Raw genomic sequence first — 25,782 nt, 5'->3', positions numbered from 1 at the left:
CTTGCCCGCGAAGGGGCCATGACAGGCGCTAGAGAATCAAAACCCCTCCAACTCCGCCATCAAGCCATTCAAGCGATCCACCTTCTCCTCAGTGATATCGCTCGCCGCCAATCCGTCGATGTATTCAGCCAACTCCGCCACCGTGCTGCACTCAAACATCGCCCGCAGCGGTACATCACGTTGCAGGGCTTTCTGCACCCGCGAAGCGATCTGCGTCGCCAGCAATGAATGCCCGCCCAGCTCGAAGAAGTTGTCGCGAATACCGACCTTCTCGACCTTCAGCACCTCGGCCCAGATATCCGCCAGCGTCTGCTCCAGTTCATTGCGCGGCGCTTGGTAGTCCTGGCTCTGCAACTGGCCGATTTCCAGCACCGGCAGTGCCTTGCGATCAAGCTTGCCGTTGGCATTCAGCGGCATCCGATCCAGCCATAGCCAATGCAGCGGCACCATGTATTCCGGCAGTTCGGCGCGCAGGCGTTGCTTGATGCGTTCCAGTCGCTCGGTTGGATTGATCAAAGCATCAGCCGCGACCAAATAGCCGACCAGGTGTTTGCCGTTCACACCTTCCTGTACACCGACCGCCGCTTCGCGCACTTCCGGTTGCTCATGCAGGCGCGCTTCGATTTCACCCAGCTCGATGCGGTAACCGCGGATCTTCACTTGATGGTCGATACGCCCGACGTATTCCAGCACACCGTCACTGCGCCGACGGGCCAGGTCGCCGGTGCGATACAGACGATCACCCGGTTCACCAAACGGATTCGGCACAAACACCTGCGCGGTGCGCAGCGGATCGCTCACATAACCGCGCCCTACCCCGGTGCCGGCGACACACAACTCCCCCACCGCACCCAGCGGCACCAGTTCCAAGGCACCATCAAGCAAGTACAAACGGTTGTTGTCGGTCGGCGTACCGATCGGCAGGTAACTGCCACGAGTCGACGCCATGTCGACACGGAAGAACGCCACGTCGTCCGAGCATTCCGCCGGACCATAAGCATTCACCAGACCGATCTCCGGGTAGCGCAGCAGCCATTGGTGCGCCAGCTCCGGCGGCATCGCTTCACCGGTCGGCAGCATCCAGCGCAAGCCATAGAGGCTCATGCGTTCCTGGGCGAGCATGCCTTGAATCAGCGATGGCACGCTCTCCAGCACGGTAATGCCCTGGGCCGACACATGCGCCAGCAACCCTTGCGGATCATGGGCGATGGTGTTCGGCACGATGTCCACTCGAGCGCCAAACAGCGGTGCGGCGAGGAACTGCCAGACCGAAATGTCGAAACTTTGCGAGGCGGTCTGGGCGATCACATCGGCATCGCCCAAGTTCAGGTAAGGCACCTTGCTCAACTGGTTGTTGAGCATGCCGCGCTGTTCGACCATCACGCCTTTCGGCAAACCGGTGGAGCCCGAGGTGTAGATTACGTAGGCGAGGTTGTCCGGGCCGCTGTAGATGCCCGGGTTGGCAACCGAAACATCGCTCGCCTGCACCTCTTCCCAGACCAACAGCGTGGGCCGGTTGGCGCAAGCGAACTCATCCAGCAGCGCCAACGCTTGCTCGCGGCAGGCTTGAGTGCAGACCAGCAACGGCGTGCGGCTCAGGTCGATGATCCGGCTCAGACGCTGACTCGGCAGCCCCGGGTCCAGCGGCAAATAACCCGCGCCAGCCTTGAAGCTGCCGATGATCATGCCCAACAGGTCGAGGTTACGTTCAGCCAGCAACGCCACCGGTTGATCCAGCCTTACGCCAGTCGCGATCAAGGCGTGACCGAGACGGTTACTGCGCGCATTCAGCTCAAGGTAACTGTGCTGTTGATCCAGGCAACTGGCGGCAATGCGCTGTGGATGCTCGGCAACCCGCGCTTCAAACAATGAGACGTAACTCTGTTCGAGCGGGTAATCGTGCTCACTCTGGTTGCAGCCGTGGATCAGGAAGTCCTGTTCCTCGGCGCCCAGCAACGGCAGATCGGCCATGTCGCCGTGGAAACCTTCGACCAGTGCCAGCAGCAACCGCTTGAACTCGCCGAGCATGCGCTCGACGGTCGACTCATCGAAATAACGCTGATCGTAAGACAGGTGCAAGCCCAGGTCATCGCCCGGATAGCAGACCGCCGTCAGCGGGAAGTTGGTGTGGGTGCGGCCCGAATCCGAGGTCGCGTTGAGGCTTTGCGCACGGTCCAGCACCGAGACTTCCACCGGGGCGTTTTCGAACACGAACAGGCTGTCGAACAACGGCTGGCCCTTGGGCAGCTGGCTGTTTTCCTGAATGCTCACCAGCGGCAGGTATTCGTACTCGCGCAGCTGCATGTTGCTGTCGAGCAAACCGCTCAACCATTGACGAACACTGCAACGCTGATCGTCCTCGGGCATTTTCACCCGCAGCGCGATGCTGTTGATGAACAGCCCGACCGTGCGCTGCATCTCTGGCATGTCCACCGGACGCCCGGCCACCGTGACGCCGAACAGCACGTCGCGATCACCGCTCAAACGGCGCAGCACCAGCGCCCACGCCGCTTGGGCAAAGGTGTTGATGGTCAGTTGATGCGCCTGCGCCAGTTCGCGCAGTTGCGCACCGTCACGGGCATCGAGCCGTGTGTAGCAGTCGCCGACGATCATCCCGCCGCTTTCGCCGGCATGTTCACGCAGGAACGGCCGGTCGCTCGGAATCGGCGTGGTCCGCTCGAAGCCCTGCAGGTTGGTTTTCCACCACTGCCGCGCCTCGGCCAGGCTTTGGCGTTGCAGCCAGCCGATGTAGTCGCGATAACGCGGCGGCACGGCCAGTTGCGCGTCCCGGCCTTCGCCCAGTGCGGTGTAGATTTCGAAGAAATCGTTCATCAGCAGCGAACGGCACCAGGCATCGATGAGGATGTGGTGGTTGCTCATCATGAACCAGTAGCGCGCCCCGCCGACCTTGATCAGGCGCAGGTGGAACGGTGCCTGATTGAGCAGATCGAACCCGGCCTCGCGCTCGCTTTTGAGCAGCGCCTGCAACTTCGGCTCTTGCTCGTCTTCGGCAATTGCAGTCCAGTCCAGGTATTCGATCGGCGTGCTGCCCGGCTTGTGGATAACTTGCAGCATGTCTTCGCCGACGTTCCAGCAGAACGACGCGCGCAGAGCTTCGTGACGGGCGATCACCGCTTGCCAGGCCTGGGCGAAACGCTGCGGATCGAGCTCGCTGTTGATGCGGTAGCGATCCTGCATGTAGTAGAGGCCGGTGCCCGGTTCCAGCAAGGTGTGCAGCAGCATGCCTTCCTGCATCGGCGTCAGCGGGTAGACGTCTTCGATGGCGGCGGCCGGGATTGGCAGCGCGTCGAGTTGCGGCTGGGTCAGTTTCGCTAACGGGAAGTCTGACGGCGTCAGGCCGCCCGCATCGTCGTGCAGGCAATGCTCGATCAGGCTCTGCAATTCGCCGACGTAAGCGTTTGCCAGCTCAGTGATGGTCTGCGGGTCGTGGCGTTCGGCGCTGAAGGTCCAACGCAGCACCAGTTCACCGCCATAGACCTGACTGTCGACGCTCAGCTCATTGGACAGCTGCGCGCGAGAATCATGGGCCGCACCGACCGCTTCATCGAGAGGACGGAACAAGGCGTCCGCGCCGAAGCTCTGGTCGAACTGACCGAGGTAGTTGAAGGTGATCGGCGCTACCGGCAAGGCAGCCATGGTCTGCCGGCTCGAGTCATCGGCGAGATAACGCAACACGCCATACCCCAGACCTTTGTGCGGCACCGCGCGCAGTTGCTCCTTGATCGCCTTGATCGAGGTGCCCTGCTCGTTTTTCGGCGTCAAGCGTAGCGGATAAGCGCTGGTGAACCAGCCGACGGTGCGGGTCAGGTCGATCTCGTCGAAAAGTGCTTCACGACCGTGGCCTTCGAGTTGAATCAGCGCCGATGCGTGACCGCTCCAACGGCACAGCACGCGGGCCAAAGCGGTCAGTAGCAAATCGTTGACCTGAGTGCGATAGGCGCTCGGTGCCTGTTGCAGCAGTTGGCGAGTGCGCTCGACATCGAGGCGCACGCTGACGGTTTGCGCATGACGATTCTGCCGGCCACCCTCAGGGCGATCACACGGCAATTCGGCGCTTTCACCGGCCAGTTGCGACTGCCACCAGCTCAGTTCTTCACGCAAGGATTCGCTGCCGGCATACGCCGCCAAGCGTGCGGTCCAGTCCTTGAAGGCACTGGTTTTCGCCGGCAGTTTTGCCGACTGCCCTGCGTCCAGTTGGCGATACACCGTTTGCAAATCGTCCAGCAACACCCGCCACGAAACCCCATCCACGACCAGGTGGTGAATGGCGATGAACAGCCGCTGTTGGCCCTCGGGACCATCGACCAGCAGCGCGCGCATCAGCGGCCCTTCCTCAAGGTCGAGGCTGCGCTGGGCATCGGCGAACAGTGCCGCGCATTGGTCCATGGACGAAACCTGCACTTGCCACAGCACCGGCGCGTTGGAAATCGCCTGGTGCTCGGCCTGCCATTGCCCTGCAATTTCAGAGAAGCGCAAACGCAAGGCGTCGTGCTGTTCGATCACTGCCAGCAGCGCTTGCTCCAGGCGATGAGGTTCCAATGCCACGGTCGGTTCCAGCAACAACGCCTGGTTCCAGTGTTGGCGCTGAGGGATGTCGGTGTCGAAGAACCAGTGCTGGATTGGCGTCAGACGCGATTCGCCGCTCAGCAAACCTTGTTCGGCGGTGACCTGCTCGGTACGGGTCGCCACGGCGGCCAGGGTCTGCACGGTCTGGTGCTGGAACAGATCGCGCGGGCTGAAGTGAATGCCCTGCTGCCGCGCACGGCTGACCACCTGAATCGACAGAATCGAGTCGCCGCCCAGTTCGAAGAAGTTGTCGTTGAGGCCGACCTGCAGGACGTTCAGCACTTCGCACCAGATGGCGGCCAGCGTCAGTTCAAGCTCGTTGCTCGGCGCCACGTACTGCTGACGGTTCAACTCCGGGTCCGGGGCCGGCAATGCGCGGCGGTCGAGTTTGCCGTTGGCGGTCAGCGGCATGCTGGCCAGCAGGATCAAATGCGTTGGCACCATGTAATCCGGCAGCTGGGACTTGAGGTGCGCCTTGAGCTCCTCACGCAGTGCAGCTTGTTGCGCTTCGTCTTGCTCGGCGACTTCAGTCACCAGATAGCCGACCAGTTGTTTGCCGCTCGGGGCATCCAGCGCCAGCACCACGGCTTCACGGATCGATTCATGCTCCAGCAGACGGGTTTCGATTTCGCCCAGTTCAATGCGGAAACCACGAATCTTCACTTGATGGTCGATACGTCCGAGGTACTCCACCAGACCGTCGGCGCGCTGGCGCACCAGATCGCCGGTGCGGTACAGACGCCCGCCATTCGCCGCAAAAGGATCGGCGACAAAACGTTCGGCCGTCATGCCCGGACGCTGGTGATAACCCTGCGCCAGACCGGCGCCGCCGACGTACAACTCGCCCGTCGCGCCTTGCGGCACCAGCGCCAGATCAGCGTCGAGGATGTAGGCCACGCGCGCGCCAATCACACTGCCGATCGGCACACTGCCGAGGCCTTCTTCAAGCTGCTCGGGCGCCAGACTGGCCAGCGGCATGACCACGGTTTCGGTCGGGCCGTAGGCGTTGAAAAACTGGCTCGGCTTGAACGCCGCGCGAATCCGCGTCAGGTGCTCGCCGGTCAGCGCTTCACCGCCGGTGATGCACATGCGCACCGGCAGGATTTCACCCCGGGTTGCCAGCCACTGCGCCAATTGGCTGCCGTAGCTCGGGGTGAAGCCGAGGATATTGATGTGGTGACGGCGAATCAGCCCGCAGATTTCTTCCGCGTCCCACTGTCCTTGAGCGCGCAGAACAACTTGAGCACCACTCAACAGCGGCACCAGCAAACGCTCGGTGGCCGCGTCGAAGTTGATGGAATAGAAGTGCAGTTCGCAATCGTCCGGGCGCATGCCGAAACGCTCGATTACCGCTTGGCAGTGCATGGCGATTTCGCCGTGGGACACCACCACGCCTTTTGGTTTACCGGTAGAGCCCGAGGTGTAAATCAGGTAAGCCTGATGCTGCGGCAGGCTGATAAACGGCAGCTCGGTGGCCGGGTAATGGACCAGTGCTGCTGCGTCCTCCTCCAGGCACCAACGAGCGACGGTTGCCGGCAGTTCGCCGAGCGCGTCGAACATCGCGGCATCGCTGAGCAGCAAACCGATGCCGCTGTCTTCGATCATGTAGTGCAAACGATCCAGCGGGTACTCCTGGTCCAACGGCACGTAGGCGCCGCCGGCCTTGAGGATCGCAAGCAGGCCGACGACCATTTCCAGCGAACGCTCAAGCGCCAGGCCCACCCGAACCTGCGGCCCGACGCCACGCTCGCGGAGCATCCAGGCCAGGCGATTGGCGCGGCTGTCGAGTTCGGCGTAGCTCAAGGTTTGCCCGGCGAAGGTGAGTGCTGGCGCGTCTTTACGCGCCAGCGCCTGCTCGCTGAACAGGTGATGAATGCACTGGTCGAGGCGATGTTCGCCCGGCTCGACGCCGAGGCTGTCCAGCAGGTGTTGCTGTTCGGTGGCTTCCAGCAGCGGCAATTCACTAAGGCGCTGTTGCGGATCGGCCAGCAGCGCTTCCAGCAGGTTGCGCCAATGCCCGGCCAGCCGCGCAATGCGTGGTTCATCGAACAGATCGGTGCTGTAGGTCAGGCAGCAACCCAGGCGATGGTCGAGGTCGGTGACCTCCAGGTTGAGGTCGAACTTGGTTGCGCGGGCATCGTTGGCCAGGTATTCGACGGTCATGCCGGCGAGTGTGCGGCTCTGCTGGAATTCCCAGCGCTGCACGTTGCACATCACCTGGAACAACGGGTTGTACGCCGCGCTGCGCGGTGGCTGCAAAGCCTCCACCAAGTGATCGAACGGCAGGTCCTGATGAGACTGGCCTTCGATCACGGTGTGGCGAACCTGCTCGAACAATTCGTCGACAGACATCTGCCCGTCGAGCTGACAACGCAGCACTTGGGTGTTGAGGAACGCACCGATCAGCCCTTCGCTTTCCGGACGAATCCGGTTGGCCACCGGCGCGCCGATGCGCAGGTCGGTCTGGCCACTGTAGCGGTAAAGCAGCACCGCCAGCGCAGCGGTCATGGTCATGAACAGGGTCAGGCCGTTTTGTGCATTGAAGGCACGAACGCGCGCGGCAAGCTCATCGCTCAGGTCAAAACGGAACAGTTCGCCCTGATGGCTTTGTACCGGTGGACGCGGACGGTCGGCGGGCAATTCCAGCAACGGATGTTCACGGCCCAGTTGCGCGGTCCAGTAATCGAGTTGGCGCTGACGTTCGCCGGACTCCAGCCACTGGCGCTGCCAGACGCTGTAATCCAGGTATTGCACCGGCAGCGGCTCCAGCGGCGATTCACGGTCATCGACAAAAGCCTCGTAAAGCGCGCTCAGTTCCCGGGCGAAGATGTCCATCGCCCAGCCTTCGGTGACGATGTGGTGCAGGGTCAGCACCAGGTAATGTTCGTGCTCGGCAGTCTTGACCATGCAGGCGCGCAGCAGGGGTCCGGTTTCCAAATCGAAGGGTTTATGCGCCTCGTCGTCGGCCAGTTGCTGGACGCATTGTTCGCGGCGATCAACGTCGAGCGCGGAGAAGTCTTTCCAGTCCATGCGCATGCCGGTGTCCGGGTGAACCCGTTGCCGGGCCACGCCATCGATGCTCGGGAACGTGGTGCGCAGGGTTTCATGACGCATGATCAGGGCTTGCAGCGCGGCCTCGAAGCGCCCGACATCGAGCACCCCGCGCAGCCGCGCCATGCCGCCAACGTTGTAGGCCGGGCTGTCCGGCTCCATCTGCCAGAGGAACCACATGCGCTGCTGGGAATAGGACAACGGCACCGGTTGGCTGCGGTCGACTTTCTCGATCGGCGGCTGCTGATTGGTTTTTCCGCTGGCCTGGATCCGTTGAACCTGTTCGGCAAACGCGCCCAGCTCACTGTTTTCGAACAGCGCGCGCAGCGGCAACTCGACGTCGCAGGCCTGACGAGTGCGGGAAATGATTTGCGTGGCCAGCAAGGAATGGCCGCCTAAGGCGAAGAAGTCGTCATGCAGACCGATGTGCGCGAGGCCTAATACTTCACGCCAGATGCCGGCGATTTGTTGTTCCAGCGCGGTAACCGGTTCAACGTACTCGCGCACTTGCCACTGAGGCTCCGGCAAGGCGCGGCGGTCGAGTTTGCCGCTTGGACTCAGGGGCATTTCGTCCAGACGCATGAGCTGCGCCGGGACCATATATTCCGGCAACTCAGCCGCCAGCGCGGTTTTCAGACGGGCAGTTTGAACATCAACATCTTCTGTGGAATCGGTTGCGGTGTAGTAACCGATCAACTGCCCGCCGGCCGCCGTTTCGCGCACCAGCACCACGGCTTGAGTGACGCCGTCCTGAGCCAGCAATCGTGCTTCGATTTCTTCCGGTTCAACGCGGAAGCCACGCAGTTTGACCTGCTGATCGAGACGGCCGAGGTATTCGATCACGCCGTCGGCAGTCCAGCGCGCGCGGTCACCGGTACGGTACAGACGCGCGCCCTGCTCACCCAATGGATCGACGACAAAACGTTCCGCTGTCAGGCCCGGACGGCCCAAATAGCCGCGCGCCAGACCGATGCCGCTGATGCACAGTTCACCCGGCACACCGGCCGGAACGGGATTGAGTGCCTCATCGAGCACGCGGCACAGCACATTGCCCAGCGGACGACCAATCGGCGAGCGTTCGCCATCGGCGGTTGTGCAGTGCCAATGAGTGACGTTGATCGCAGTTTCGGTCGGGCCGTAGCGGTTGTGCAATTGCACGGCCGGCAGGTGTTCCAGCACGCGGTTGCGCAGTTCGGCAGGCAAGGCTTCGCCGCCGGAAAATACGCGGCGCAGGCTGGTGCATTCGGTGGTCAGCGGTTCTTCGATGAACAACGAAAGCAGCGGCGGCACGAAGTGCAGCGTGGTCACGCCGAACTGCTGAACGAGTTGCGCGATACGATGCGGATCACGGTGTTCACCGGGGCCGGCGATCAGCAAGCGTGCACCGGTAATCAGCGGCCAGAAGCATTCCCACACCGACACATCAAAACTGATCGGCGCCTTTTGCATCAGCACGTCGGTGTCGTTCAAGCGATAGGTGTTCTGCATCCATTGCAGGCGTTCGGCGAGGGCTGCATGGGTATTGCCGACACCCTTCGGCTGGCCAGTGGAACCGGAGGTGTAAATCACGTACGCCAGGTTGTCGCCGTGCAAGTGCAGGCCCGGTGTATGGCTCGGCCAGCTCTCCAGATGCAAGGCGTCCATGGCGATCACGCTGACGCCATCGGTGGCCGGCAAGCGCTCAAGCAATTGGGTCTGGGTCAGCAGCAATTCGACGCCGCTGTCGCTGAGCATGTAGGCCAGGCGTTCAGCCGGGTAATCCGGGTCCAGCGGCACGTAGGCGCCACCGGCCTTGATGATCGCCAGCAGACCGATCAGCAACTGCGGCGAACGCTCGGCGGCAATGGCCACGCAGACATCCGGGCCGACGCCTTTGTCGCGCAGGTAATGGCCCAGGCGGTTGGCTTGGGTGTGCAGTTCGGCGAAGTCCAAGCTGCCACCGTCCCACATAAGAGCGGTGTGCTCCGGGGTCAGGCGAGCCTGTTCGTTGAGCAATTCCGGCAGCCATTGGCTGGCTGGTGTGCACGGTGCGGCGCTCCACGTTGCTTGCTGATCGTGCTCACTCGGGGTCAGCAGTGGAAGGTCGCCGATGGCGGTTTTCGGTTGATCGCAAATGGCTCGCAGCAGGTTGCCGAAGTGCTCGGCCAAGCGCTCGATGGTCGCCACGTCGAACAGTTCGCTGGCGTAGTCGAAAGACAGATTCAGGCGACCCTTTTGGTCTTCCTCGCTGTGCAGTTGCAGGTCGAACTTGGCTTCGCGGCTGTGCCAAGGCAGCTCTTCGGCGAGCAATCCAGGCAGGCGACGCAATGCGCTCAAGTCCCGTTGCTGGTGGTTGAACATGACCTGGAACAAACCTTGTTCGCGGGCTTGCGGGAAGGCTTCGAGCAATTGTTCGAACGGCAGGTCCTGATGCGCTTGTGCGTCCAATGCGGCCTGACGGGTTTGCGCCAGCAATTCCACGAATGGCCGCTGCGAATCCAGTTCGGCGCGCAGCACCTGGGTGTTGATGAAGAAGCCGATCAGCCCTTGGGTTTCCAGGCGCGGACGGTTGGCGTTCGGCACACCGATGCGGATGTCCCGTTGACCGCTGTAGCGGTGCAGCAGGTTCTGGAACGCGGCAAGCAACAGCATGAACGAAGTGGATTCATGGGCCTGGGCGGTCTGGCGAATCGCATCGCTCAGGGTCGCGCCCAACCGTACGGTGTGGCGCGCGGCGCGGTGAAGGTGTTGCGCCGAACGCGGATGATCAGTGGCCAGGCTCAGGGTCGGATGATCAACACCCAATTGCGCTTTCCAGTAAGCCAGCTGACGCTCGCCCTCCCCTTGCGCCAGCCATTGACGCTGCCAGCTGCCGTAATCGGCGTACTGCGTCGGCAATACCGGAAGCGTTGCCTTTTGTCCTTGGGACGCGGCGGCATACAGGCGCGAGAACTCGTCGATCAGCACGTTCAGCGACCAACCGTCGGCGATGATGTGATGCAGCGTCACCAACAGTTGATGGTCCTCATCATCGAGGCGCACCAAGGTCACCCACAGCAGCGGACCTTTCTGCAGATCGAATTGAGTACGGGCTTCGTCTTCTCGGATTTGCTGCGCACGGACTTCACGCTCGGCAACCGGCAGGTCGCTGATGTCGATGAGTTGCAGGTTGAATTCGCTCGCTGCATCGACCTGTTGCAGCGCCACACCGTCACGTTCGAAGAACCGCGTACGCAGGGATTCGTGACGCTCGATCAGCTGTTGGAAACAGGCGCGCAAGGCGTCTTCATCCAGCTCGCCGCGCAGGCGCAAGGCGCCGGGAATGTTGTAGGCGCTGCTCTGCGGGTCGAGTTGCCAGGTGATCCACAGACGGTTTTGCGCGAGCGATTGCGGCATGGCTTCAGTGCGCGACAGCCGGGTAATCGAGCCTTGGGCGAGTCCGCCGTCCTGCTGTTGCTGAGCGACTGCGGCGGCAAACGCGCCAAGGGTCGGCGCTTCAAACAGCAGGCGCAGGTTCAGCTCCAGACCGAGTGCCTCGCGCAGACGTGCGACCACCTGAGTGGCGGCAATGGAGTTGCCGCCCAGCAGGAAGAAGTGATCGTCGGCGCTGATCGGTTTGACCTGCAGTTGCTCGCACCAGATCTGGCCAATCAGGGTTTGCAGTTCGGAACCTGTTTCAGTCGCGGATTTACTGTCGATGCCTGCCGACGGGAACAGCGCATAGCTGTCGAGGCTGCCGTCTGCCAGACGATTGCGGCATGCCGAGCGTTGCAATTTGCCGCTGGAGGTCTTGGGCAACGCGCCCGGATTGAGCAGCACCACCACGCTTGGCGCTTCCTGATACGCCTCGGCCACGGCTTGGCGGATGGCGTTGATCAGGGCGTCGGGCGGGAGGATTTTCTGCACGCTGCGGCTGATTTCCGCTGCAATGCCGATGCCTTCCTGACCCTCGATGTTCATAGCAAAAGCGGCGACACGACCTTTGCGCACCACTTCCACTTCGCGCTCGATGGTTTGCTCGATGTCCTGTGGATAAAGGTTGTGGCCACGGACGATCAACATGTCTTTCAGGCGCCCGGTGATGAACAGTTCACCATGGCGCATAAAGCCCAGGTCACCGGTACGCAGCCAGGTACGGCCAGCATGCTGAACGAACGTCTTGGCGCTGGCCTCAGGGTTGCGCCAGTAGCCGTGGGCGATACTTGGCCCTGCGGCCCAGACTTCGCCGACCGCGTTGTCAGCCAATTCGTTGAGGGCTGTTGGATCGACAATCAGCACCGCGTGCTCCGGCTGACTGATGCCGCAACTCATGATCGTGCTGCCGTCCCCCGGCTCGGCACGATTTTGTGCCAGGGCTTGATCGTCCACACGCAGGTTGCCAATGCCCTGACCGCGAGGGCTGCCGGCCACGAACAGCGTCGCTTCGGCCAACCCGTAGGACGCCATGAAACTGTCTTGGGTGAAACCGCAGGCCGCGAACTGCTCGGCGAAGCGATCCAGGGTATCGAGGCGAATCGGTTCGGAACCGGAATACGCTACGCGCCAGCCGCTCAGGTCGAGGCGTTCCAGGGCCGACTCACTGACCCGTTCACTGCACAACCGATAGGCAAAGTCCGGCCCGCCGCTGATGGTGCCGCCGTACTCGCTGATCGCTTCCAGCCAGCGCAACGGCCGGCCGAGGAAATACGCCGGCGACATCAACACGCAGGGCACGCCGCTGAAAATCGGCTGCAACAGACCGCCGATCAGGCCCATGTCGTGGTACAGCGGCAACCAGCTGACGATCACGTCGTCAGGATTCAGATCGATGCCGAAGCCGTGGCGGATCAGCAGTTCATTGGCCACCAGGTTGCCGTGGCTGACTTGCACCCCTTTCGGCAACGCGGTGGAACCGGAGGTGTATTGCAGGAACGCGATGTGGTCGCCTGCAAGTTCCGGCGCCACCCAATGTTCGGCCAATGCACTGTCGAGCGTATCGACACACAGCAACGGCGGCGCGCCCTCTATGTGCTGCAACGCATCGCGCAGACTGGCGCTGGTCAGCAGCAGACGCGGTTCGGCATCGTTGATGATCGACAGCAGACGCTCCTGATGATGACGACGCGCCGACTCCGGCGGATAGGCCGGCACCGCGATCACACCGGCATACAGGCAGCCGAAGAACGCCGCGACGTAATCCGGTCCGCTGGGAAATAGCAGCACTGCGCGATCGCCAAACGCAGCCTCGGCCTGCAACGCGCCAGCAATGGTCCGCGCCCGCTGATCCAGTTCGCGGTAACTGAGCACCACAGCCTGATCCTGGGTTTCGGCGAGAAAACGCAAGGCCACCCGATCCGGCGTCAGGGCCGCTCGGCGCTGAAGGGCTTGGACCAGTGTGCTGGGGAGTTCGAACGCGTCGGTCATGAGGTTTCCTGCCTGAATTCGGCTTGCAAGTGGAATCGGTTTTCTGACGTCACGCCCCTTCGGGGCGTACAGGGCGCGGTCTTCGCCGACCGCGCGAGGCTTGGGAATGCTGTTTTGGCCGCAGCCGCTACCCGGAACCATTCACCAATGAGAACGGTTGACGTCTTTAAATAATTAGTCGGAAGGCCTGATCGCCAGCGGGGCTAAGGTGCGTCAGCGTGTCGCAGTTCTCACACTGCACCTTTGAGGAGCATTAGTTCTCTTTCTCATTTGACAATCATTATCATTAAGAATAATTTGTCGCTCGATGTGTTGGACGGCCCAGCCCCCGCTTGCCGTCCCACGAACCTATTGGCAGCAAGGTGATTTCCATGACGGAACAAGTGTCCACAAGCAGGTGCGATTCACCGCTACTTCAGGCATTCGTCGACAATCGACTGATCCTGGTCAAGATTGCAGCCCGCATTACCGGCTGCCGGTCGCGTGCTGAAGACGTGGTGCAGGATGCGTTCTTCCGGCTGCAATCCGCGCCGCAGATCACGTCTTCGTTCAAGGCTCAGCTCAGCTACCTGTTCCAGATCGTGCGCAACCTGGCGATCGATCACTACCGCAAACAGGCGCTGGAGCAGAAGTATTCGGGTCCTGAAGAGGAAGGCCTGAACGTTGTGATTCAGGGCGCTTCGCCGGAAACCTCGCACATCAACTTCTCGACCCTGGAAAACATTGCCGACGCGCTGACCGAGCTGCCCAGCCGCACCCGCTACGCCTTCGAGATGTACCGCCTGCACGGCGTGCCGCAAAAGGACATCGCCAAGGAGCTTGGCGTCTCGCCGACCCTGGTGAACTTCATGATTCGCGATGCGCTGGTGCACTGCCGCAAGGTGTCGGGCAGTCGTGTGGATACTTTTGCCCGTCGCTGATACTCAATCGCGCCTATAAAAAACGCAGCCCGAGGCTGCGTTTTTTTGTATCAAGCCAACGCACACCGATCAAAAAACCGCTCACGCCCCAACACCATCAACGCCGCGCGCTTGTGCGGGAAGTCGAACGCTTTCTCGCAGTGGAAACCCTGGCCCTGCATATGCCCGATCATCTTCGCGTTGTCGGCGCGAGGCTCGGCAACCACGCGCTGAGTGCGTGGATCGTCGAGAAACAGGTAATGCGTCAACGCCGATAACCAGCTCGCTACCTTGTGCGGACCACGGTGATTTTCCTCACCCACCAACATGTGAATTCCGCGGTCGTAATCGCCGGCGTCATAGAACGGCGCGATGCGATCTTCCTTGGCCCAATAGGCTTCAAAGTAGGCGAACGGCTGATCATCGAAACAACCGATCAGCGTCAAAGTGTGCGGATCGGCTTCGAGTTTGCTCAGGTACTCGTGATGCTGCTCGAGGCTGCCCTCCTCCTGCCAGAAACTCGCCACGCGCGGGCTGTTCTGCCAACGATTGAAACGTGCCAGGTCCAGGTCGATGTCCACCGTGCGCAGGGAAATCCAGGTACCCAGGCGCGCATCAAAACGCCGATAGACTTCACCACGCGGTTTCACCGGACGCAGCGGATGACGCTTGCCGCCACTGATGACCAGTTGCTGCGGATAACCCGATGTCTGTGACGCGCCCAGCCAAGGCTGAGGCAACTGCCAGAACAGCGTGCGCTCGCAACGATACTGGCCGACGATTTCGGTCGGAACCAGCAACCCGCTGAGCAATGCTTCGGTGGGGGCTTCATCGAGATGCCAGGTCAGGCGCTGGCTGGATGGGTCACGGGCAAACAGCCAATAACAGGCCGCCCAGACAGCCCGATTGTCGGCGTGGTCAAAGCGCTCTTCTACGTGCACTTGCAGCGCGGGCTCGCGAGTCAGGCGCAACTGAATCAGCGGCTTCCCCTCAAGGCTGAGGCACAGGCGGCTTTCGCTTTCATCAGCTACAAGACGGCTTCCTGTCGGCAAGGCCAGGGCAGTCAGGTCATTCAGAGTGGACATGGGTCGGGCTCACGTTAATCGTCGACAGTTCAACGAGGTGACGTGAGCCAGTGCAGGAAATTTAAGAGAAGTCGGTCAATACGCGACCTGCGGTGCGATCTCAGTTACCCGGGACCGGAACGATGGCAATCTTGTAAGGATCGAAAATCTTCAGCATCTGACCATTGTCCCGCAACCCTTGCAGCAACTTGCCGAACGCCTCGCCACTGATCGGTGCGGCCGGCCGGAGGATGGCGTAGTGGTGATAGACCTGATCGATACGCTGGGACACCAGCAGCTGATCGGCGACTTTCTCGTTGCGCAGCAGGTAATCGCTCAGATATGAACGCGTCACCAGGGCAACGTCGGCACGCCCGCGCAGCACCATCAGCAGGTTACTGTCATGGGAATACGTCAGCGTGGCGTTGTAGTTTTGCGCGAGGAACTTTGGATCGGCATTGAAGTTGGCGAATTCGTAGTGATAGCCGCTGAACAGCGCCAGACGCTTGCCGGCGAGGTCGGCAAAATAATTCTGCTGACGAACCGGCTGGCCATCGGGCTGGCGTTGTGCGACGAAGATCTCGGCGTCTTCCAGCCCCATGTCGACTGTGGTGTGCGGGATGTCCTTCCAGCCCCAGTCCGGGTTCTCGAAAATCGCCATGTCCACCCGGCTTTGCTTGAAGTCACCGAAACGCCGGGGAATGGAAGTGGGCACCAACACAAACTGATAGTCGGTCTGCAAGGCATTGAGCGCCTCGACCAGCTGCGGCAGCAAACCGGTGTCGGCACCGGATTCCGGGCGCACGGTATAAGGGGGGAAATGTGCGGCACCGACCCGCACCTGTTGTGCGGCCTGGGATGGAACCACGCATAACACCGCAAGCGTCGCCAGCAAAAGCCGCGAAGCCGTCCGAATTGGCGAAGACATCAAAACAATCCACTCCCCAAAAAAATACGCGTCAATGCATTCAAGCTAGGCGGTTTCGGCGACTTAGCCAGTTTCCTTCTGATTCAAAACAAACTTACTGCTTTTCTTCCAGCACGAGAATCAATGCCTCATCGGCCAATTGATCGAGGCTCATGCTGCCGCCGGCGCGAAACCAGGTGGTGGTCCAGGACAACGCACCCGTCAGAAAACGGCGGGTGATGAACACATCGCCGCGAATAAAACCGGCCTCCTTGGCCTCGCCCAGCACCTGAAGCCAGAGCGCTTCATAAATGTCGCGCAGCGCCAGCACCTGCGCCTGCCCGTCTGCGGACAGCGAGCGCCATTCATACACCAACACCGCCATGGCCTCGCCGCTGCCGCCCATGATCGATTGCAATTCACAGCGAATCAGCGCCAATACCCGCTCGCGCACACTGCCGGCTTCTGCCAGGGCTGCACGCATCAACGCGGTGTTGTAGCGAATGGTTTCTTCCATCACCGCCCGCAGGATCTCGTCCTTGCTTTTGAAGTGATGAAAAATGCTGCCTGACTGAATCCCCACGGCGCCGGCCAGATCGCGCACGGTGGTGCGTTCGTAACCTTTGTTGCGGAACAGGTGAGCCGCCACTTGCAGCAGTTTGCCGCGGGCGCTGTCCGGGTCGGTCAATTGGCCGCTGTCGACCAATTCGCGCATCACCCTCAGGGCTTTTTGCTCGTCCACCCGTTCTCTCCTACAGTCGATCAATCAAATACGCCGCTCACCGCTAAAACTGCGGGGTTGCGCGGGCAATTTAAGCTGGCCGGAGCGACCAAGCAAGCGCTCGGGCAGAAGATATTTCAGCCGTTTACAAACCAAGCGCTTGCTTGGTAGTCTCGATGTACTTCTGTCGGGGGTGGTTATGGAGTTGACTGTGCCAAAAACAATCCGCATCGGTTGCGCCAGCGCCTTCTGGGGCGACACCTCGACCGCCGCCGCGCAACTGGTGGAAGGTGGGCGTCTGGACTATCTGGTCTTCGATTATCTGGCCGAAATCACGATGTCGATCATGGCCGGCGCGCGGATGAAAGATCCCCAGGCCGGTTACGCCAGCGACTTCATCGAAGTCCTCAGCCCGCTGTTGGGGCAACTCGCCGAACAGAACATCCGCGTCATCAGCAACGCCGGCGGGGTCAACCCGCAAGCCTGTGCCGCCGCCCTGCAAGCGGCCTGCGACAAGGCCGGAGTAACGCTGAAAATCGCCGTGCTGCTGGGCGATGACCTGCAGCCGCAGCTCAAACAGCTGAGCAGCCGCGGTATCCATGAAATGTTCAGCGGCGCGCCCTTACCGCCGATGTGCGTCTCGACCAACGCCTACCTCGGCGCCCCGGGCATCGTCGAAGCCCTGCGTCTGGGCGCCGACATCGTCATCACCGGACGCGTGGTCGACAGCGCCGTGGTCAGCGCCGCGCTGGTGCATGAATTCGGCTGGTCCTGGCACGACTACGACAAACTCGCCCAGGCCGCATTGGCCGGGCACATCATCGAATGCGGCGCCCAGTGCACCGGCGGCAACTTCACCGATTGGCGCGAGGTACCCGACTACGAACACATCGGCTTCCCCATCGTCGAAGTCAGCGCCGACAGCCAGTTCATCGTCAGCAAACCCGAAGGCTCCGGCGGACTGGTCACCCCCCTGACGGTCGGCGAGCAGATGCTGTATGAAATCGGTAACCCGCAGGCGTATCTGCTGCCGGACGTGGTCTGCGATTTCACTGAAGTCAAACTCGTGCAACAAGGCAAAAATGCGGTTCGGGTGCACGGCGCAAAAGGCTTGCCGCCGACCGATCAGTACAAGGTCAGCGCGACGTACCCGGACGGTTTCCGCTGCACCGCCAGTTGCCTGATCGCAGGCATCGATGCAGTCGACAAGGCGCGTCGAGTCAGCGAAGCGATCATCAACAAGACGTCGGAAATCTTCAGCCAGCGCGGTTGGCCCCCCTACAGCGAAGTGAACATCGAACTGCTCGGCAGCGAGGCCACTTACGGCCCCCACGGTCAGCGCCAGGACAGCCGCGAAGTGGTGATCAAACTCGCGGTGCGCCATCCGGGTAAACAGGCGTTGATTGTGTTCTCCCGTGAGATCGCCCAAGCCGCCACCGGCATGGCGCCGGGACTGACCGGGATCGTCGGTGGACGGCCGACGGTGTATCCGCTGATCCGGCTGTTCTCGTTCCTTATCGACAAAACCGCCTGCACGCTGGAAATTGATCTAAAGGGCCAGCGCCACCCCTGCGCCCTGCCCGCCGTGGATGTGCTCGACACCGCCGACTTGCCCGTAGCGTGCGCCCCACCGAAATCCGCAGACCGGGCCGATGCCAGCGTGGCCCTGGTCAAACTCGCCGTGGCGCGCTCCGGTGACAAGGGCAATCACAGCAACATCGGCGTCATGGCCCGCAAGCCGGAGTACCTGCCGTGGATTGCCGAAGCCTTGACCCCGGAAGTGATCGTCGACTGGATGAGTCACGTCCTCGACCCGATCCATGGACGTGTCGAACGCTGGTACCTGCCGGGCACCCACAGCCTTAATTTTCTGCTGGAGAACGCCCTGGGAGGCGGTGGCGTGGCCAGCCTGCGGATCGATCCGCAAGGCAAGGCCTTCGCCCAGCAACTGCTGGAAATCCAGATACCGGTGCCTCAGCGCATCGCCGACCAGGTCAACTAGAGGACTGTCGCCATGGCTTACGATTCGATTTTCAAAGCCGATTTGTTTGCAGGCAAAAACATCATCGTCACCGGTGGCGGCAGCGGCATCGGCCGTTGCACCGCTCACGAACTGGCGGCCCTCGGTGCCCATGTGCTGCTGCTCGGGCGCAAGGCCGACAAGCTGAAAAACGTCGCGACCGAGATTGCCGAGGATGGCGGCAAGGCTGACTGGATGGTCTGCGATATTCGTGAGGAAGAAGCGGTCAAGCATGTGGTCAGCGAGTTGATCCGCAAGTACGGACCGATTCACGGTCTGGTCAATAATGCCGGCGGGCAGTACCCGTCGCCGCTGGCGTCGATCAATCAAAAAGGTTTCGATACGGTGTTGCGCACCAACCTGATGGGTGGCTTCCTGATGGCCCGGGAAGTGTTCAACCAGTCCATGAGCAAACACGGCGGCGCCATCGTCAACATGCTCGCCGACATGTGGGGCGGCATGCCCGGCATGGGCCACTCGGGTGCGGCGCGTTCGGGCATGGATAACCTGACCAAGACTGCCGCGTTCGAATGGGGTTATGCCGGGGTGCGGGTCAACGCCGTGGCGCCGGGCTGGATCGCGTCCAGTGGCATGGACACCTACGAAGGCGCGTTCAAAGCGGTGATCCCGACGCTGCGTGAGCACGTTCCACTGAAACGCATCGGTACCGAATCGGAAGTCAGCGCGGCAATCGTTTTCCTGCTCAGCCCGGCCGCGGCGTTTGTCAGTGGCAGCACCTTGCGCATCGACGGCGCTGCCAGCCTGGGCGGGCGCGCCTGGCCGATACACAAGGCGCAGATCAGCGAGTCGTTTAACGGTTTCCATCGCGCCTATTTGCCGGACGTCCTCAAGGATAAGGAATAAGCCATGCCGGTGATTCAGTCGCAAGTAGACCCCTTCAGCGAACAGTTCGCCCGCAATCGCGCGGCGATGCTGGCCGGCATCGAACAGGTCCGCCAGCTCGAACAGACCCTGCTGAACAAGGCGGCCGAAGCCAAACCCCGGTTCGACAAGCGCGGGCAATTGTTGCCCCGGGAACGCCTCAATCTGCTGCTGGACCCAGGCGCCCCGTTCCTCGAACTGGCGAGCCTGGCCGGCTACAAACTGCACGACGACAAAGACGGCAGTTCGGCTGGCGGCGGATTGATCGCCGGGATCGGTTACGTGTCCGGCGTGCGCGTGCTGGTGGTGGCGAACAACAGTGCGATCAAGGGCGGGACCATTTCCCCCAGCGGTTTGAAAAAATCCCTGCGCCTGCAACAGATCGCCATGGAGAACAAACTGCCGGTCATTACCCTGGCCGAAAGCGGTGGCGCCAACCTCAATTACGCGGCGGAGATTTTCGTCGAAGGCGCCCGCAGTTTTGCCAATCAGGCGCGGATGTCGGCCATGGGCCTGCCGCAAATCACCGTGGTCCATGGCTCGGCCACGGCGGGCGGCGCCTATCAGCCGGGGCTGTCGGATTACGTGGTGGTGGTGCGTGGCAAGGCCAAGCTGTTTCTGGCCGGTCCGCCGCTGCTCAAGGCTGCCACCGGCGAAGTCGCCACCGATGAAGCACTGGGCGGCGCCGAGATGCATGCGCAAATCGCCGGCACCGCTGAATACCTGGCCGAGAACGATGCCGATGGCGTGCGCCAGGTCCGCGAGATTGTCAGCCTGTTGCCGTGGAATGATCAGTTGCCGTGGTTACCCGAACGTCGGTGGGAAGAACCGCTCTACCCCATCGACGAGTTGCTCGGGCTGATTCCTGACGACGTGAAAAAGCCCTATGACGTACGCGAAATCATCGCGCGGATTGCCGACGGCTCGAACTTCCTCGAATTCAAGGGCGAGTTCGATCAGCAAACCGTCTGCGGCCATTTGCAGATTCAAGGCCGCGCCTGCGGGTTCATCGGTAACAACGGCCCCATCACGCCCAAGGGTGCGAGCAAGGCGGCGCAGTTCATTCAGCTCTGCGACCAGAGCAAGACCCCGCTGCTGTTCTTCCACAACACCACCGGGTTCATGGTCGGCACCGAGTCGGAGCAGCAAGGCGTGATCAAACACGGCGCGAAAATGATTCAAGCGGTGGCCAATGCCCGCGTGCCTAAACTGACCATCGTCGTCGGTGGCTCCTACGGCGCCGGCAACTACGCGATGTGCGGCCGCGGCCTCGACCCACGCTTCATTTTCGCCTGGCCCAACAGCCGCACGGCGGTGATGGGCGGCGCCCAGGCCGGCAAAGTGCTGCGGATCGTCACCGAGGCCAAACAGGCCAAGGACGGTCTGGTGCCCGACCCGAAAATGCTCGACATGCTGGAACAGGTCACCGCGCAGAAACTCGACAGCCAGTCCACCGCGCTCTATGGCAGTGCCAGCTTGTGGGACGACGGGTTGATCGATCCTCGCGATACCCGGACCTTGCTCGGGTACTTGCTGGATATCTGTCATGAGGCTGAAGTGCGGCCGCTGCAATCCAACAGTTTTGGTGTAGCCCGCTTCTAAGGACGATAAGGAGAACAATAAAAATGATCTTCACCCAGGAACACGAAGCACTGCGCCGCACCGTCCGCCAATTCGTCGATCACGAGATCAATCCTCACGTCGAGGAATGGGAAAAGGCCGGACGCTTTCCGATCCACGAGATCTTCCGCAAGGCCGGCGACCTCGGCCTGCTGGGGATATCCAAACCGGAAAAGTTTGGCGGCATGGGGCTCGATTACAGCTATTCGATCGTCGCGGCTGAAGAGTTCGGCACCATCCACTGCGGCGGCATTCCGATGTCCATCGGCGTGCAGACCGACATGTGCACCCCGGCGCTGGCGCGTTTCGGCTCTGATGAGCTGCGCGAAGAATTCCTGCGGCCGGCGATCACTGGCGAGCAGGTCGGCTGCATCGGTGTTTCCGAAGTCGGCGCCGGCTCCGACGTGGCCGGTTTGAAAACCACCGCCCGCAAGGACGGCGACGACTACGTTATCAACGGCAGCAAGATGTGGATCACCAACTCGCCGAGCGCCGATTTCATCTGTCTGTTGGCCAACACCTCGGACGACAAACCGCACATCAACAAGTCGCTGATCATGGTGCCGATGAACACGCCGGGCATCAGCCTCAGCTCGCACCTGGACAAGCTCGGCATGCGCAGTTCGGAAACCGCCCAGGTGTTTTTCGACAACGTGCGCGTGCCGCAACGCAACCGCATCGGCCATGAGGGCGCGGGCTTCATGATGCAAATGCTGCAGTTCCAGGAGGAACGGCTGTTCGGCGCGGCGAACATGATCAAAGGCCTGGAGTACTGCGTCGACAGCACCATCGAGTACTGCAAGGAGCGCAAAACCTTCGGCAGTGCGCTGATCGACAATCAGGTCATCCACTTCCGCCTGGCCGAACTGCAAACCGAAATCGAATGCCTGCGGGCGTTGGTCTATCAAGCCACCGAGCAGTACATCAAAGGCCAGGACGTCACCCGTCTGGCGTCGATGGCCAAACTCAAGGCCGGGCGTCTAGGCCGCGAAGTCAGCGACAGCTGCCTGCAATACTGGGGCGGCATGGGTTTCATGTGGGACAACCCGGTGGCCCGCGCTTACCGTGACGTGCGGCTGGTGTCGATCGGCGGCGGTGCCGACGAAATCATGCTGGGGATCATCTGCAAACTCATGGGCATCCTGCCGGGGAAAAAGAAATGAGCACCTTGCCGGTTTGCCAGACCTTGCTGCTCGAACCGCATAACGGTGTCCTGCACATCACCCTCAACCGCCCCGAAAGCCGCAACGCCATGAGCTTGCAGATGGTCGCCGAACTGCGTGCGGTGCTGGCGGCGGTGCATGACGACCGAGCCATTCGCGCGCTGGTGATCGGCGGTGCGGGCGGACATTTTTGCGCCGGTGGCGACATCAAGGACATGGCCAACGCACGCGCTCAAGGCCCGAGCGCCTATCGCGACTTGAATCGCGCGTTCGGTGCGCTGCTGCAAGAGGTGCAACACGCGCCGCAAGTGGTGATCACGGTGCTGCAAGGCGCGGTGCTCGGCGGTGGTTTGGGTCTGGCTTGCGTCAGCGACGTCGCCTTGGCCGATCACCAGGCGCAATTCGGTCTGCCGGAAACCAGCCTCGGCCTGCTACCCGCGCAAATCGCGCCGTTCGTGGTCCAGCGCATCGGCCTGACTCAGACTCGCCGACTGGCGCTGACCGCGGCACGTTTCGATGGCACGCACGCACGGCGCATGGGATTGGTGCATTTTGTCGAGCATGACGCGCAAGCGTTGGCCGAGCGTCTCGATGAAATTCTGGCCCACGTGTTGTGCTGCGCACCGGAGGCCAATGCGACGACCAAAAAGCTGTTGCTGGCGAGTGCCGGACAGCCATCGAATGCGTTGCTGGATGAAGCGGCCGATTGGTTCAGCGAGGCGGTGACCGGGGCTGAAGGGGTCGAGGGGACCATGGCTTTTGTGCAAAAACGTAAACCGGGCTGGGCGCCTTAGAAGCTTCGCGGGCAAGCCTCGCTCCTACAGTCGCTGATACCTGTAGGAGCGAGGCTTGCCCGCGAATAGGTCCTTACATACACCGCAAAAACCAAGGGAATATCCCATGCCCGGACTCAGCAAAATCCTGATCGCCAACCGCGGTGAAATCGCCTGCCGCATCCAGCGCACCGCCCAGGCCCTGGGCTATCGCACGGTCGCAATCTTCAGCGATGCCGACGCCGATGCGCTGCATGTGCAGATGGCCGACGAAGCCGTGAACGTCGGCCCGGCCCCGGTGCAACAGTCCTATCTGAATATCCCGGCAATCCTCGACGCCGCCCGGCGCACGAGCGCTGACGCGATCCATCCGGGCTACGGTTTCCTCTCGGAAAACGCCGGTTTCGCCCGCGCCTGCCAGGATGCCGGCATCACCTTCATTGGCCCCAGCCCCGAAGCCATCGAACTGATGGGCAGCAAACGCCTGTCGAAACTCGCCATGCTCGATGCCGGTGTGCCGTGCATCAAGGGTTATCAGGGCGAAAAACAGGACGACGCAACCCTGAGCCGCGAAGCCGCACGCATCGGCTATCCGCTGATGATCAAGGCCAGTGCCGGCGGTGGCGGGCGGGGCATGCGCCTGGTGCACGAGGCCAATGATTTGCTCGAACAACTGCGCACCGCCCGCTCCGAAGCGCTGCACGGGTTTGGCAGCGGCGAACTGATTCTCGAGCAAGCGCTGATCGGCCCGCGTCACGTCGAAGTTCAACTGTTCGGCGACCAGCACGGCAATCTGATCTACCTTGGCGAGCGCGACTGCTCGATCCAGCGTCGCCATCAAAAAGTCATCGAAGAAGCGCCCTGCCCGGTGATGACCGCCGAGTTGCGTCAGGCCATGGGCGAAGCGGCGCTCAAGGCTGGCCGCGCAGTGAATTACGTCGGCGCTGGCACCGTCGAGTTCCTGCTGGATGCACGCGGGCAGTTTTACTTTCTGGAGATGAACACCCGACTCCAGGTGGAACACCCGGTGACCGAATTGATCACCGGCCTCGATCTGGTGGCCTGGCAGTTGCACGTCGCCGAAGGACTGCCTCTGCCGTTGCGCCAGGAGCAAGTGCAGCTCAACGGTCATGCCATGGAAGTCCGTTTGTACGCCGAAGATCCGGCACACGGTTTTCTTCCACAAACCGGCCGCATCACTGCCTGGGAGCCTGCGTTGCAGGGCGGTGTGCGGATCGATCATGGCCTGATCGAAGGCCAGACCGTCAGCCCGTTTTATGACCCGATGCTGGGCAAGATCATCGCCCACGGCGCCACCCGCGAAGAAGCCCGGCGCCAGTTGCTGCGGGCGGTGCAGGACAGCGTACTGCTCGGCGTGCAAAGCAATCAGCGCTTGCTCGCCAGCCTGCTCGAACACCCACAGTTCATCAGTGGCGAGTTCAGCACCGGGTTCATCCCGGCACACTTTGCCGAGCATCCCTGCCTGCATGCGCATGTGCCGAGCGCCGCAGAACTGGCCATCGCTGCTGCGCTGTTCTATCAGGCCTCAGCGCAGGTTCATCACGCGCCACTGGCCGGTTGGCGCAACAACGCGAGCGTGCCATTGCACTATCGAATCGGCCTTGAGGATCAGGATTGGCCGGTGGAATTGAACGCTGTGCCGGGTGAGCCGTATCGGATTCAAGTCGGCACAACGCCCTTTGAATTGAAGGTCATTCAGTGCGACGGACGCTGGGCCAGCCTGGAAATCAACGGCATCCGGCGACGTCATGCCTACCGTCTCGAGGCCGGGCAACTCTGGCTGTTCACCCGTCCCGGCAGTGTGCGGCTGGCGGACCGGACGCAGGCGTTGGTCGGCAGCCAGGCCAGCGTCAGCACCGGCACCCTCAAGGCTCCGATGGACGGGGCGATCGTCGACGTGCTGGTGACTGAGGGCAGCCCGGTCAGTAAAGGCCAGTTGCTGGTCGTGCTGGAGGCCATGAAAATGGAGCATCCGCTAAAATCAGGTATCGATGGCGTGCTCAAACGCTTGCAGGTCAGGGTCGGTGATCAGGTAAAAAATCGTCAGATTTTGTTGGAGGTCGAATAAGCCGCTAGGCGGAACCGCCGGGTTTGGCTACGCTCAAGCCCTATCAGGACGCGGATACCAGGAACCCTGCGATGCCTCATTGGCTGGTCATTGATCTAGAAGCCACCACCGATGAGGGTGGTTGGCCAGTAACGGAAATGGAAATCATCGAAATCGGCGCCACCCTGGTGGACCGCAAGGGGCGTGAACTGGATGCTTTCCAGTGTTTCGTCCAGCCGCTGCGTCGGCCCTTGTTGACGCCGTTTTGCCGGCAATTGACCCGCATCACCCAGGCCAACATTGACTCCGCGCAGCCTCTGAGTGAGGTCTGGGCGTCGTTCGAGCAGTGGCTCGGCCAGCATCACTCGCACCTCGAAGGCTGGGCCAGCTGGGGCGATTACGATCGCAAACAGTTGGTTCAGGAGTGGGAGCGCCTGCAACTCGACAGTGCCCTGAGCCGGGTGCCGCACATGAACCTCAAACAGCGCTTTGCCAAGGCTCGCCGGCTGGAACGCCCGCTGGGGCTCAACGCCGCGCTGCAACTGGCGGGCATGCAGTTCAGCGGCCAACAACATCGGGCGCTGGAAGATGCGCGCAATACCGCACGATTATTGCCACTGGTTCTTCCGTCTTAGAGAGGTGACG

12 protein-coding genes are annotated in these 25,782 nt (G+C 61.7%); 8 read left to right on the top strand and 4 right to left on the bottom strand.

Features of this window, described 5'->3' with window-relative positions; translation table 11 throughout:
* Window positions 1-36 precede the first annotated feature (36 nt).
* Window positions 37-13,020, bottom strand: coding sequence for a non-ribosomal peptide synthetase (locus QF010_RS22955; protein ID WP_429534000.1), 12,984 nt, complete (start codon window positions 13,018-13,020; stop codon window positions 37-39).
* 371 nt (window positions 13,021-13,391) lie between these two features.
* Here QF010_RS22955 and QF010_RS22950 point away from each other — a divergent pair, with 371 nt between their 5' ends.
* Window positions 13,392-13,940, top strand: coding sequence for an RNA polymerase factor sigma-70 (locus QF010_RS22950; protein WP_033059180.1), 549 nt, complete (start codon window positions 13,392-13,394; stop codon window positions 13,938-13,940).
* Window positions 13,941-13,990: 50 nt separating this feature from the next.
* Here QF010_RS22950 and QF010_RS22945 read toward each other — a convergent pair whose 3' ends face one another.
* The 3 genes from QF010_RS22945 to QF010_RS22935 all read right to left on the bottom strand — a co-directional run bounded on the left by QF010_RS22945 (window position 13,991) and on the right by QF010_RS22935 (window position 16,632).
* Window positions 13,991-15,004 (bottom strand): GNAT family N-acetyltransferase, encoded by a 1,014-nt coding sequence (locus QF010_RS22945; RefSeq protein WP_429533999.1) that lies wholly within the window; start codon window positions 15,002-15,004, stop codon window positions 13,991-13,993.
* A gap of 100 nt (window positions 15,005-15,104) precedes the next feature.
* Complete coding sequence (locus tag QF010_RS22940) at window positions 15,105-15,911, bottom strand: substrate-binding periplasmic protein (protein WP_429510759.1); 807 nt, start codon at window positions 15,909-15,911, stop codon at window positions 15,105-15,107.
* Window positions 15,912-16,005: 94 nt separating this feature from the next.
* Window positions 16,006-16,632: a TetR/AcrR family transcriptional regulator gene (locus tag QF010_RS22935; protein WP_429533998.1), complete on the bottom strand. Its 627-nt coding sequence runs from the start codon at window positions 16,630-16,632 to the stop codon at window positions 16,006-16,008.
* A 190-nt stretch (window positions 16,633-16,822) separates the two neighbouring features.
* Here QF010_RS22935 and QF010_RS22930 point away from each other — a divergent pair, with 190 nt between their 5' ends.
* The 7 genes from QF010_RS22930 (at window position 16,823) to QF010_RS22900 (ending at window position 25,772) form a co-directional block, all read left to right on the top strand.
* Complete coding sequence (locus tag QF010_RS22930; protein ID WP_429533997.1) at window positions 16,823-18,613, top strand: acyclic terpene utilization AtuA family protein; 1,791 nt, start codon at window positions 16,823-16,825, stop codon at window positions 18,611-18,613.
* A gap of 12 nt (window positions 18,614-18,625) precedes the next feature.
* Window positions 18,626-19,495 carry an SDR family oxidoreductase gene (locus tag QF010_RS22925; protein ID WP_429533996.1) on the top strand — a complete coding sequence of 290 codons (870 nt, stop codon included), beginning with the start codon at window positions 18,626-18,628 and terminating at the stop codon, window positions 19,493-19,495.
* Window positions 19,496-19,498: 3 nt separating this feature from the next.
* Complete coding sequence (atuC, locus tag QF010_RS22920) at window positions 19,499-21,115, top strand: geranyl-CoA carboxylase subunit beta (protein ID WP_429533995.1); 1,617 nt, start codon at window positions 19,499-19,501, stop codon at window positions 21,113-21,115.
* Between the two features lie 23 nt (window positions 21,116-21,138).
* Window positions 21,139-22,296 carry a citronellyl-CoA dehydrogenase gene (gene atuD / locus QF010_RS22915; RefSeq protein WP_415773801.1) on the top strand — a complete coding sequence of 386 codons (1,158 nt, stop codon included), beginning with the start codon at window positions 21,139-21,141 and terminating at the stop codon, window positions 22,294-22,296.
* Window positions 22,293-23,090 carry an enoyl-CoA hydratase/isomerase family protein gene (locus QF010_RS22910; protein ID WP_429533994.1) on the top strand — a complete coding sequence of 266 codons (798 nt, stop codon included), beginning with the start codon at window positions 22,293-22,295 and terminating at the stop codon, window positions 23,088-23,090. Before atuD ends, QF010_RS22910 begins: the two co-directional genes overlap by 4 nt.
* A 106-nt stretch (window positions 23,091-23,196) precedes the next feature.
* On the top strand, window positions 23,197-25,158 hold the full coding sequence (locus QF010_RS22905) for an acetyl/propionyl/methylcrotonyl-CoA carboxylase subunit alpha (protein ID WP_429533993.1): 1,962 nt from the start codon (window positions 23,197-23,199) through the stop codon (window positions 25,156-25,158).
* A 71-nt stretch (window positions 25,159-25,229) separates the two neighbouring features.
* Window positions 25,230-25,772, top strand: a complete 543-nt coding sequence (locus QF010_RS22900; protein WP_429533992.1) for a 3'-5' exonuclease — start codon at window positions 25,230-25,232, stop codon at window positions 25,770-25,772.
* Window positions 25,773-25,782 lie beyond the last annotated feature (10 nt).

Source organism: Pseudomonas silensiensis (genome assembly GCF_050434865.1).
Lineage (GTDB): Bacteria > Pseudomonadota > Gammaproteobacteria > Pseudomonadales > Pseudomonadaceae > Aquipseudomonas > Aquipseudomonas fluorescens_W.
The sequence above is the reverse complement of the archived record's forward strand: the minus strand, read 5'-3'. Positions and strand labels throughout refer to the sequence as shown.